This window comes from Paraburkholderia phytofirmans, assembly GCF_046028095.1.
Lineage (GTDB): Bacteria > Pseudomonadota > Gammaproteobacteria > Burkholderiales > Burkholderiaceae > Paraburkholderia > Paraburkholderia phytofirmans_A.
This window is the reverse complement of sequence record NZ_JAQQDJ010000002.1, coordinates 1-11,804: the sequence shown is the minus strand read 5'-3', so window position 1 is coordinate 11,804 and position 11,804 is coordinate 1. Positions and strand designations below refer to the sequence as shown.

General features: G+C 62.9%; 11 protein-coding genes. 10 read left to right on the top strand and 1 reads right to left on the bottom strand.

The features are described 5' to 3' along the window. The first annotated feature begins 1 nt into the window (after window position 1). The 7 genes from PQR54_RS04535 to PQR54_RS04505 all read left to right on the top strand — a co-directional run bounded on the left by PQR54_RS04535 (window position 2) and on the right by PQR54_RS04505 (window position 6,087). The gene (locus PQR54_RS04535) at window positions 2-523 is read left to right on the top strand and encodes an OmpH/Skp family outer membrane protein (protein WP_181916899.1); all 522 of its coding nucleotides are present in this window, start codon (window positions 2-4) and stop codon (window positions 521-523) included. 87 nt (window positions 524-610) lie between these two features. After that, on the top strand, window positions 611-1,711 hold the full coding sequence (gene lpxD / locus PQR54_RS04530; protein ID WP_408244264.1) for a UDP-3-O-(3-hydroxymyristoyl)glucosamine N-acyltransferase: 1,101 nt from the start codon (window positions 611-613) through the stop codon (window positions 1,709-1,711). Between the two features lie 228 nt (window positions 1,712-1,939). Then, window positions 1,940-2,404: a 3-hydroxyacyl-ACP dehydratase FabZ gene (fabZ, locus tag PQR54_RS04525; RefSeq protein WP_012433437.1), complete on the top strand. Its 465-nt coding sequence runs from the start codon at window positions 1,940-1,942 to the stop codon at window positions 2,402-2,404. Window positions 2,405-2,522: 118 nt separating this feature from the next. Then, window positions 2,523-3,311, top strand: coding sequence for an acyl-ACP--UDP-N-acetylglucosamine O-acyltransferase (gene lpxA, locus PQR54_RS04520; protein ID WP_012433436.1), 789 nt, complete (start codon window positions 2,523-2,525; stop codon window positions 3,309-3,311). Window positions 3,312-3,314: 3 nt separating this feature from the next. Further along, on the top strand, window positions 3,315-4,484 hold the full coding sequence (lpxB, locus tag PQR54_RS04515; protein WP_408244263.1) for a lipid-A-disaccharide synthase: 1,170 nt from the start codon (window positions 3,315-3,317) through the stop codon (window positions 4,482-4,484). Continuing rightward, entirely contained in the window at window positions 4,481-5,227 is a 747-nt protein-coding gene (gene rnhB, locus PQR54_RS04510) for a ribonuclease HII (protein WP_408244262.1), read from the top strand. Before lpxB ends, rnhB begins: the two co-directional genes overlap by 4 nt. 74 nt (window positions 5,228-5,301) lie before the next feature. After that, the gene (locus PQR54_RS04505; RefSeq protein ID WP_408244261.1) at window positions 5,302-6,087 is read left to right on the top strand and encodes a TrmH family RNA methyltransferase; all 786 of its coding nucleotides are present in this window, start codon (window positions 5,302-5,304) and stop codon (window positions 6,085-6,087) included. A 159-nt stretch (window positions 6,088-6,246) separates the two neighbouring features. On the opposite strand, the gene ppsR is transcribed toward PQR54_RS04505, so the two are convergent. Beyond that, on the bottom strand, window positions 6,247-7,062 hold the full coding sequence (ppsR, locus tag PQR54_RS04500) for a posphoenolpyruvate synthetase regulatory kinase/phosphorylase PpsR (RefSeq protein ID WP_012433432.1): 816 nt from the start codon (window positions 7,060-7,062) through the stop codon (window positions 6,247-6,249). 523 nt (window positions 7,063-7,585) lie between these two features. On the opposite strand from ppsR, the gene ppsA reads away from it, so the two are divergent. From ppsA to PQR54_RS04485, 3 genes are all read left to right on the top strand, one after another. Next, complete coding sequence (ppsA, locus tag PQR54_RS04495; protein ID WP_408244260.1) at window positions 7,586-9,991, top strand: phosphoenolpyruvate synthase; 2,406 nt, start codon at window positions 7,586-7,588, stop codon at window positions 9,989-9,991. Window positions 9,992-10,157: 166 nt separating this feature from the next. Beyond that, window positions 10,158-10,613 carry an NfeD family protein gene (locus tag PQR54_RS04490; RefSeq protein WP_408244259.1) on the top strand — a complete coding sequence of 152 codons (456 nt, stop codon included), beginning with the start codon at window positions 10,158-10,160 and terminating at the stop codon, window positions 10,611-10,613. Between the two features lie 61 nt (window positions 10,614-10,674). Continuing rightward, the gene (locus tag PQR54_RS04485; RefSeq protein ID WP_408244258.1) at window positions 10,675-11,607 is read left to right on the top strand and encodes an SPFH domain-containing protein; all 933 of its coding nucleotides are present in this window, start codon (window positions 10,675-10,677) and stop codon (window positions 11,605-11,607) included. Window positions 11,608-11,804 lie beyond the last annotated feature (197 nt).

Genomic DNA, 11,804 nt, shown 5'->3' with positions numbered 1-11,804 from the left:
TTTGCTAACCGGTATGTTTTCGAAACGTGTGGCGTGCGCACTGGCGCTGGCAATGACCTTGGGTGTCGGGGTCGCGCATGGGCAGGAGGCGAGGATCGCGGCGGTGAACTCCGACCGCATCCTGCGCGAATCCGCTGCCGCGAAGGCCGCGCAGGTCAAGCTCGAGGCCGAGTTCGCCAAGCGTGACAAGGACCTTGCCGACATGGCGCAGAAGCTGAAGTCGATGTCCGATTCGCTCGACAAAAACGGCGCGTCCATGTCGCCCGCCGACCGCGCGCAGAAGCAGCGCGATCTGTCACAACTGGACACGGACTTCCAGCGCAAGCAACGCGAGTTTCGCGAGGATCTGAATCAGCGCCGCAATGAAGAACTGGCGGCGGTGCTCGATCGCGCCAACAAGGTGATCAAGCAGATCGCCGAGGCGCAGCACTACGACCTGATCGTCCAGGAAGCGGTGTACGTGAGCCCGCGCATCGATATTACCGATCAGGTGCTCAAGGCTTTGGCGGCATCGGGTAACTGAATGCGGGTGCCGGGCCGAAGGGCCCGATAGTCAATCAGGCGCGGTGGACTGAGCGCAGTCACCATCGACACAGGAGACAGGATAGGCATGGCATTTACGCTCGAGGACATCGTCCAGCGGTTCGGCGGTGAAGTAGTCGGAGACGGTTCGCAGCGCGTCGGCAGTCTCGCGCCGCTCGACCAGGCAGGCCCGGACCAGCTGGCGTTCCTCGCCAATCCGAAGTACCTGTCGCAGGTCGAAACGACCCGTGCGGGCGCGGTGTTGATCAACGCCGACGACCTCGCCAAGCTCGCTTCCCGCGAGAATCGTAACTTCATCGTCACGCCGAATCCGTACGCTTTCTTCGCACGCGTCGCGCAAACCTTCATCGATCTCGCTACGCCCAAGGCGGCGCCCGGCGTGCATCCGAGCGCGACCATCGACCCGTCCGCGCAGATCGCCGCGAGCGCGGTGATCGGCCCGCACGTCACGGTGGAAGCGGGCGCGGTGATCGGCGAGAACGTGCGGCTCGACGCCAATGTCGTGATCGGCCGTGGCACGCGCATTGGCGCGGGCTCGCATCTTTATCCCAATGTCGCGGTGTACCACGGTTGCAAGCTCGCCGAGCGCGTGATCGTGCACGCGGGCGCGGTGATCGGCTCGGACGGTTTCGGCTTCGCGCCGGATTTTGTCGGCGAAGGTGAGGCGCGTACCGGCAGCTGGGTGAAGATTCCGCAGGTCGGCGGTGTGTCGATCGCGGCAGACGTCGAAATCGGCGCGAACACCACCATCGACCGTGGCGCCATGGCGGACACGATCATCGAAGAGTGCGTGAAGATCGACAACCTGGTGCAGATCGGCCACAACTGCAAGGTCGGCGCTTATACGGTGATTGCTGGCTGCGCGGGCATCGCCGGCAGCACGACCATTGGCCGCCATTGCATGATCGGCGGCGCGGTCGGGATCGCCGGGCACGTCACGCTGGCCGACTATGTGATCGTCACCGCGAAGTCGGGCGTCTCGAAGTCGCTGCTCAAGCCTGGTATGTACACCAGTGCCTTCCCGGCCGTGAACCATGCAGACTGGAACAAGAGCGCGGCGTTGCTGCGCAATATCGACAAACTCCGCGATCGTATCAAGGCGCTTGAAAACGCCGCGGCTGAGAAGCAGGACGGCGCGGCAAGCAATCCCGCGGGCAGCAAAAGCTGAACATCAGAGTAGCTCGCAGGGCAATTGACTCAGCAGACTCAGCATTTCGCCGGGCAACCCGCCGGCACCGCGTAAAATGGCGGGCAAGCATCAGGAAGCAAAGTCGGTTGCCGTGACCGGGTGGCGCGGCCGCCGGGTCACGGCGAGCGCCGGCAGCATGCTTTACCAATCCACCTGCACCAGCATCCGCAGTCATCACCGCGCAGTCAATGCGTGAGCAGAAACACCATGAGCACCGAAAAAATCAATCTCGACATTCATAAGATTCTCACGCTGCTGCCACATCGTTACCCGATCCTGCTAGTCGACCGGGTGCTCGAACTCGAGCCGCACAAGTGCATCAAAGCGTTGAAGAACGTGTCGATCAACGAACCGTATTTCCAGGGTCACTTCCCGACGCGTCCGGTGATGCCGGGCGTGCTGATTCTCGAAGCACTCGCGCAAACGGCGGCCCTGCTGACGTTTTCGGAAGAGCCGAGCGACCCGTCGAACACGCTGTACCTGTTCGTCGGCATCGACAACGCGCGCTTCAAGCGCGTGGTGGAACCGGGCGATCAGTTGATCCTGAACTGCACGTTCGAGCGTCACATGCGCGGCATCTGGAAGTTCAAGGCGCGCGCCGAAGTGGATGGCGTGGTCGCGGCGGAAGCCGACCTGATGTGCGCGGTGCGGCACACGGACAAGGACGCTTAAACGCACTTGAGCGCGAGGCGCTTAAGCCAGCGTCCGGGCGGTCGGCGACATTACGCGCGCGCTGACCTCCCGCCAGATGCCCATCCAGACAACGCAACAGAATCAGAAGCGAGGACGCATGAGCAGGATTCATCCCACTGCGATCGTCGAACCGGGCGCACAACTCGACGAATCCGTCGAAGTCGGTCCATATGCCGTGATCGGCGCGCATGTGACGATCGGCGCACGGACCACGGTCGGTTCGCACAGCGTGATCGAAGGTCACACCACGCTCGGCGAAGACAACCGGATCGGCCACTACGCATCGGTCGGCGGCCGTCCGCAGGACATGAAGTACAAGGACGAGCCGACCCGGCTCGTGATCGGCAACCGCAACACGATCCGCGAATTCACCACGATCCACACCGGCACGATGCAGGACGCGGGCGTCACCACGCTCGGCGACGACAACTGGATCATGGCGTATGTGCACATCGGGCACGATTGCCACGTCGGCAGCAACGTCATTCTGTCGAGCAACGCGCAGATGGCCGGTCACGTCACGATCGGCGACCATGCGATCGTCGGCGGCATGTCGGGCGTGCATCAGTTCGTGCGCATCGGCGCGCATTCCATGCTGGGCGGCGCTTCGGCGCTGGTGCAGGATATTCCGCCGTTCGTGATCGCCGCCGGTAACAAGGCCGAGCCGCACGGCATCAACGTCGAAGGCCTGCGCCGCCGCGGTTTCTCGCCGGACGCGATCTCGGCGTTGCGCGCGGCGTATCGCGTGCTGTACAAGAACGGCCTGTCGCTTGAAGAAGCGAAGGTGCAGTTGCGCGAACTCGCGACCGCGGGCGGCGACGGCGATGCGCCGGTGCAGACGCTGCTCGCGTTTGTCGAAGCGTCGCAACGCGGCATCATCCGCTAAGCGATGGCATTGCAACCCAGTCCATTGCGTGTCGCGATGGTGGCCGGCGAGCCGTCCGGCGACCTGCTGGCGGCCTCGCTGCTCGACGGCCTCACGAGCCGCCTGCCCGCCGGCACCCAGTACTACGGGATCGGCGGCCCACGCATGATCGCCACGGGCTTCGACGCCCACTTTCCGATGGAAAAGCTTTCGGTGCGCGGCTACGTCGAGGCGCTGAAGCATATTCCCGGCATTCTCGGCATTCGCAACGAACTGAAGCGGCAGTTGCTGGCTGAACCGCCGTCGGTGTTCGTCGGCGTGGATGCGCCCGATTTCAATTTCGGGCTCGAGCATCCGTTGCGCGAGGCCGGGATTCCAACCGTTCACTTCGTGTGTCCGTCCATCTGGGCGTGGCGCGGCGGCCGCATCAAGAAGATCGCCAAGGCGGTCGACCACATGCTGTGCGTGTTCCCGTTCGAAACGGCGCTGCTGGAAAAAGCGGGCGTCGCGGCGGCGTACGTGGGCCATCCGCTCGCTGACGAAATTCCGCTCGTGCCGGACACGCTGGGCGCACGCCGAACACTGGGTCTCGCGGAAGACGGTCCGATCATCGCGGTGCTGCCGGGCAGCCGGCGCTCGGAGATCGATCTGATCGGCCCGACGTTCTTCGCCGCGATGGAAATGATGCAGCACCAGGAGCCGAATCTGCGCTTCGTGATGCCGGCGGCCACGCCGGCGTTGCGCGAGATGCTGCGGCCGCTGGTCGATTCGCACCCCGGCCTCGCGCTGACGATTACCGAGGGCCAGGCGCAACTCGCCATGACCGCGGCCGACGCGATCCTCGTGAAGAGCGGCACCGTGACGCTCGAAGCCGCGCTGCTGAAAAAACCGATGGTGATCTCGTACAAGGTGCCCTGGCTGACTGGCCAGATCATGCGCCGCCAGGGCTATCTGCCGTATGTCGGGCTGCCGAACATCCTGGCGGGGCGCTTCGTGGTGCCGGAGATCCTGCAACACTTCGCCACGCCGCAGGCGCTGGCCGAAGCCACGCTGAAACAGTTGCGCGACGAGACCAACCGGCGCACGCTGACGGAAATCTTCACGGAGATGCATCACGTGCTGAAGCAGAACACCGCGCAGCGTGCGGCGGAAGTCGTGGCGAGCGTCATCGAAAAGCGGAAGGGGCGGCCGTGACCGTGTCACGCGCGCCGCGCCGTAAAACCGTCGCAGGAGCGTCGGCGCAACAGGTCGGCCTGAACTTCGAGACGCCGGATGACATCGTCTGCGGCGTCGACGAAGCAGGGCGCGGCCCGTTGGCCGGCCCGGTCGTGGCCGCGGCGGTGATTTTCGACCCGTCCAGGCCGATGATTCGCGGCCTCGACGATTCCAAAGTGTTGACCGCGAAAAAGCGCGACGAACTGTACGACAAGATCGTCGACCGGGCGCTCGCTTACTGCATCGCTTCGGCAACCGTCGAAGAAATCGATTCTCTGAATATCCTGCACGCCACCATGCTGGCTATGAAGCGTGCCGTCGAAGGCCTGTCCGTCGTGCCGACGCTCGTCAAGATCGACGGCAATCGCTGTCCGACGCTGAGCGTGCGCAGCGAAGCAGTGATCGGCGGCGACGCGCTCGTCAAAAGCATTTCGGCGGCGTCGATTCTCGCCAAGGTCACGCGCGACCGGATGCTGCTCGAATTGCATCAGACGCATCCCGTCTACGGGTTCAACGCGCATGCCGGTTACGGCACGCCGCAGCATCTCAAGGCGTTGCGCGAGCATGGACCTTGCGAGCATCATCGGCGTTCGTTCGCGCCGGTGCGTGAGGCGCATCTGCGCCTGGGCACGGGCGTGCCGCTGCCGGCCGGTGAAGTGATCGTCGTGTCCGAAGTAATGTTCGACGACGACGCCTTCGGCGAACGCGGCAGCGCCGCCTGAGCTTCACACGGGCGCCTCATGAGCGCCGCGTGTGACCAACCCTTTCCTCATTCTCACTGCCTTCTTCGCTGCCTGTGAAAGCCATCACCTCGCGGGACAATCCGCTCTACAAGCGCCTGAAGGCATTGGCCGGCTCGACGCACCAACAGCGCAAGAGCGGCCACGCGCTGCTCGAAGGGTTTCACCTCGCGAGCGCCTATCTCGACGTCGCCGGGCAACCGGAAATGTGCATCGTCACCGACGGCGCGCTGCGCCACGACGAAGCGCAGGCGATCGTTTCGCGCATCGAAGATCATCGTGTCGTGACGCTGCCGGATGCGTTGTTCGGGCAGTTGTCGAATGTCGTGCACGGCGTCGGCATTCTGCTGCTGGTTGAAAAGCTCGATACGCCGCTGCCCGACACGGTCGCGCAAACCTGCCTCGTGCTCGACGGCGTACAGGACGCGGGCAATGTCGGTTCGATTCTGCGCAGCGCGGCGGCTGCCGGCATTCAGCAGGTGTTCTGCGCGCCGGGTACGGCGTACGCGTGGTCGTCGAAAGTCCTGCGTTCGGGCATGGGCGCGCACTTCCTGCTGCAGATTCACGAGGACGTGGAAGCACAGGCGCTGATCGAGCGCCTCGCGGTGCCGATTGTGATCACGGATTCGCACGGCGCCGAGGCGATCTACGATTGCGACCTGAGCGGCCCGCTTGCGTGGGTGTTCGGCAACGAAGGGGCGGGCGTCTCGCAGATCTGGCGCGACGCAGTCTCGTTGCGGGTGACGATTCCCCAACCGGGCGGCATGGAATCGCTGAATGTGGCGGCCGCGGCGGCCGTGTGCGTATTCGAGCAGTGCCGGCAGCAGCGCGGCCGTAGTTGACGCAGGAGGCGTGCGCGCTCAGGCGTTCGTTTGCGCGCGAGTCTGTTGTTTCAGGTTGCCGGGCTTGGATCGCGCTTACGCCGCGCCTCGACACCACGCATGTTCTCGCGCGTGCCCGTGTTCAAGACCGCCGGGCCCGCGCGACCCATGCGCACAGGCTCAATACGAAGGCCTGTCCAGCTTGATTTCCTGCAGAATCGTCGTCGCGATCTCTTCGATCGACTTGTGCGTCGACGACAACCACTTGATCCCTTCACGCCGCATCATCGCTTCGGCTTCGTTGATCTCATAACGGCAATTTTCCGGCGCGGCGTACTTGCTGCCGGGCCGGCGTTCGTTGCGAATCTCCGAAAGCCGCTGCGGATCGATCGACAAACCGAACATCTTCTGCCGATGCGCCAGCAACGGCGTGGGCAATTTGCCGCGTTCGAAATCTTCCGGAATCAGCGGATAGTTGGCCGCTTTCACCCCGTACTGCATGGCCAGATAGAGGCTCGTCGGCGTCTTGCCGCTGCGCGACACGCCGACCAGAATCACGTCGGCGTCGGCCAGATTGCGGTTCGATTGGCCGTCGTCGTGAGCGAGCGAAAAATTGATCGCCTCGATCCGGTTCTTGTACTCCTCGGTGTCCGCGTTCTGGTGGCCGCGGCCCATCGCGTGGCTCGACTTCAGTTCCAGTTCCTGCTCGAGCGGCTCGACGAAGGTCTGAAACATGTCCAGCACGAGCGCATTCGAGCCTTTGACGATCTGATTCGACGCGCTGTCCACCAGCGTCGTGAAAACGATCGGACGGCGGCCGTCCTGCACGATCGCTTCGTTGATCTTTTCAAGCGTGGCGTAGGCCTTTTCCGTCGAGTCGACGAAAGGCACGCGAACCAGGCGGAATTTCTGGTCGAACTGGGAGAGGATCGAATGCGCGAAGGTTTCGGCAGTGATCCCGGTACCGTCGGAGACGATGAATACGGTGGGCGGCATCAGTGGGGCTGGGGAACGTGAGCGAAAAAAAGCGCTCGAATGAAACATCGCTGTTTGGACGGCGCTGCCCGGTGGCTAACCGGAAACCGCAGCGGCGTTCATGCAGCGCGCCGTGGGCACCGCAACCGCACCCGGATGGCGGAGGGGCCTCGCAAAAGCCCGTTGGCCGGTCCGGGGCGCGATTCGAGGCGCAATTCTCGTCCGACTGTCACATTTCGAGAGTCGGCACGGTAGAATAGCGGCAACCTGTTGGATAAGCAATTGCAGGCGATTGGCGTCTAACTTACCGCGAACGGTCGTTCAACGCCTCGCTTTTGGCCGGTATTTTAGTCGTTAAGTTGCCGGGAACGTGGTGGATCGATCGGTAAATTCGTCCATTCGCCTTCTTCGTCGCGCATCGGGCAATTTGCAGCGATTGCTTCTCCAACAGGTTGTGCAAGACGCGAGGTCACGCTCCCAATGGGCGTCTCGCGTTCGAGCCCACTTGCACAGCCGTGAATTTCTTTCACACTTAGGGGCTTGTATGACTAACGCAGTTACCGTCGCAAAGGATAAGGCGTATGTAGTTCCGTTTGAGCAGTTGCGGATGACCGACGTGGAAATCGTCGGTGGCAAGAACGCGTCGCTTGGCGAGATGATCAGTCAACTCGCCGAAGCCGGCGTGCGCGTGCCGACCGGTTTCGCCACCACGGCGCTGGCTTTCCGCGACTTCCTGCATCACAACAACCTGACCGAACGCATTGCCAAACGTCTCGAAACGCTCGACGTCGACGACGTGAAGTCGCTCGCCGAAGCGGGCAAGGAGATCCGTCAATGGATCGTCGACGCGCCGTTCCAGCCGCAACTTGAGGCGGATATCCGCGCGGGCTTCGACACCCTGCAAAACAGCTCGCCTGAAGAGCTGTCGTTCGCCGTGCGGTCGTCGGCCACGGCAGAAGACTTGCCTGACGCATCGTTCGCGGGTCAGCAGGAAAGCTACCTCAACGTGGTCGGCGTCGAAGACGTGCTCGATCGTATGAAGCACGTGTTCGCGTCGCTGTACAACGACCGCGCTATTTCCTATCGCGTCCACAAGGGCTTCACTCACGCTGAAGTCGCGTTGTCGGCGGGTGTGCAGCGCATGGTGCGCTCGGACGTCGGCGCGGCCGGCGTGATGTTCACGCTGGACACCGAATCGGGCTTCAAGGACGCTGTCTTCATCACGTCGAGCTACGGTCTCGGCGAAACCGTGGTGCAAGGCGCGGTGAATCCGGACGAGTTCTACGTCTACAAGACCACGCTCGCGCAAGGCAAGTACCCGATCATCCGCCGTTCGATCGGCTCGAAGCTGATCAAGATGGAATTCACCAAGGCGGGCGAAGAAGGCCGCGTGAAGACCGTCGACGTGGCGCACGAGCAGCGCAACCGCTTCTCGATCACGGACGAAGACGTGATCGAACTGGCCAAATACGCCGTCATCATCGAAAAGCACTACGAGCGTCCGATGGACATCGAGTGGGGCAAAGACGGCCGCGACGGCAAGATCTTCATTCTGCAGGCGCGCCCGGAAACGGTGAAGAGCCAGGCGGCAGGCAAGGCCGAGCAACGCTTCAAGCTGAAGGGTCAATCGAACGTGCTGGCTACCGGCCGCGCAATCGGTCAGAAGATCGGCGCGGGTCCGGTGCGCGTGATTCACGATCCGTCGGAAATGGACCGTGTGCAGCCGGGCGACGTGCTGGTCGCCGACATGACCGACCCGAACTGGGAACCGGTCATGAAGCGCGCGTCGGCAATCGTCACGAATCGCGGCGGGCGTACCTGCCACGCGGCGATTATCGCGCGTGAGCTGGGCGTGCCGGCGGTGGTCGGCTGCGGCGACGCGACCGACGTGTTGAAGGAAGGCGCGCTGGTCACGGTATCGTGCGCGGAAGGCGACGAAGGCAGGATCTACGACGGCCTGCTCGAAACCGAAATCACCGAAGTGCAGCGCGGCGAACTGCCGCCGATTCCGGTGAAGATCATGATGAACGTGGGCAATCCGCAACTGGCCTTCGACTTCTCGCAACTGCCGAACGCAGGCGTGGGTCTGGCGCGGCTCGAGTTCATCATCAACAACAACATCGGCGTTCACCCGAAGGCGATTCTCGAGTACCCGAACATCGATCAGGACCTGAAGAAGGCCGTGGAAAGCGTCGCTCGCGGGCACGCCTCGCCGCGCGCGTTCTACGTCGACAAGCTGACCGAAGGTATCGCCACGATCGCGGCGGCGTTCTATCCGAAGCCCGTGATCGTGCGTCTATCGGACTTCAAGTCGAACGAGTACAAGAAGCTGATCGGCGGTTCGCGTTACGAGCCGGACGAAGAAAACCCGATGCTGGGCTTCCGTGGCGCGTCGCGCTACATCGCCGACGATTTCGCCGAAGCGTTCCAGATGGAATGCATCGCGCTGAAGAAGGTGCGCGAAGAGATGGGCCTCGACAACGTCGAGATCATGGTGCCGTTCGTGCGTACGCTGAAGCAGGCGGAACGCGTGGTCGGGCTGCTGGCCAAGTACGGCCTGAAGCGCGGCGAGAACGGTCTGCGCCTGATCATGATGTGCGAAGTGCCGTCGAACGCGATTCTCGCTGAAGAATTCCTGCAATTCTTCGACGGTTTTTCGATCGGCTCGAACGACCTGACGCAGCTCACGCTCGGCCTCGACCGCGACTCCGGCATGGAACTGCTGGCGGTGGATTTCGACGAACGCGATCCGGCGGTCAAGTTCCTGTTGAAACGCGCGATCGACACGTGTCTGCGACTGGATAAGTACGTCGGCATTTGCGGCCAGGGCCCGTCGGATCATCCGGACTTCGCGCAATGGCTGACCGATGAAGGCATCAAGTCGATCTCGCTGAACCCTGACACGATCGTCGAGACGTGGCAGCAACTGGCGAAATCGGCGAAGCAATAAGGCGAATGGCATGCCGCTTCCTAAGCGGCATGCATAACGTGCGATGCGGTAGGTCAAGCGCGCGTCGAATGCACGTGAAACCGTGCTGTATCGCCCGTTAAACGCGCTTGCTTCGTGCTATAAACACCCCGGTAGATCCGGGGTGTTTTGCTTTGTGGAGGTCGACGTGGCGCCAGGTGGATTGTTCTGGTGGATCGGGGCGGGTGTGCTGGTCGTGCTGGAGTTGCTCAGCGGCACTTTCTATCTGCTGATGATCGCATTGGGCTGTGTCGCGGCCGCGCTCGCGCATCTCGCGGGCGCCGCAGCCGACGTGCAGTTCGCCGTCGCGGCCGTGGTGGCGCTGGCCGCGGTGCTGCTGCTCAGGCGTTCGCGGTTCGGCCGCAGAACGCGCAAGGAGGCGTCGCGCAACCCGGACGTCAATCTGGACATCGGTCAAACGCTCGCCGTGCCGGCGTGGCACGAGCGGCGGGCGCGCGCCGATTATCGCGGCGCGGCATGGGACGTGGAACTGGCCGCGGGCGAGCCGGAAGACGCGCCGCTCTACGAAATCACGGAGTTGCGCGGCAGCTGCCTCGTCGTGGTGGCGGCGCGTCATTCAAACACTCGGGCCACCACGGCCTGAGCACCATCGCGTCACACGCGCATCACACACAACTATTCGAACTACGGACCGGAGGGCAGTAATGGATTCGACCATCGTCGGGGCGGTGCTTCTGATCATCGTGATCGTACTGGCGGCGCAGATCATCAAGATCGTGCCGCAGCAGCATGCGTGGGTGCTGGAGCGGCTCGGTCGCTATCACCGTACGCTCACACCGGGTTTGAGCTTCGCGTTTCCGTTCGTCGACCGGATCGCTTATAAGCACATCCTCAAGGAAATTCCGCTCGAAGTGCCGAGCCAGGTCTGTATCACGCGCGACAACACGCAGTTGCAGGTGGACGGCGTGCTGTACTTTCAGGTCACTGATCCCATGAAGGCGTCATACGGGTCGAGCAACTTCGTGTTCGCGATCACGCAGTTGTCGCAGACCACGCTGCGCTCGGTGATCGGCAAGCTCGAACTCGACAAGACCTTTGAGGAGCGCGACTTCATCAACCACAGCATCGTGTCGTCGCTCGATCAAGCCGCGACGAACTGGGGTGTGAAGGTGCTGCGCTATGAGATCAAGGACCTGACGCCGCCCAAGGAAATTCTCCACGCGATGCAGGCGCAGATCACCGCCGAGCGCGAAAAGCGCGCGCTGATCGCCGCTTCGGAAGGGCGCAAGCAGGAGCAGATCAACATCGCGTCCGGCGGCCGTGAGGCGGCGATCCAGAAGTCCGAAGGCGAGCGGCAGGCGGCGATCAATCAGGCGCAAGGTCAGGCGTCGGCGATTCTGGCCGTGGCCGAGGCCAACTCGCAGGCGATTCAGAAGATCGCCGCGGCGATTCAATCGAACGGCGGGATGGAAGCGGTGAACCTCAAGGTGGCCGAACAATACGTGAACGCGTTCGGCAATCTGGCGAAGCAGGGCACCACGCTGATCGTGCCGGGCAATCTCGCGGACATGAGTTCGATGATCGCGTCGGCGCTGACGATTGTGAATAAAGGGAAGGGCGTGACCGAGGTGCGTTGAACGGGCCGGCTGCTGGCTGCTCTCAGCGTGCCGACAGCGAGGAACGTACGGGCCGCGCGCAATGTACTGAACGTGCCGTTTGCGCTGAGCGCGTGAGTGCGTTGACCGTACCGAAAGCACCGAAAGCACCGAAAGCACCGAAAGCACCGAAAGCACCGAAAGCACCGAAAGCACCGAAAGCACCGAAAGCACCGAAA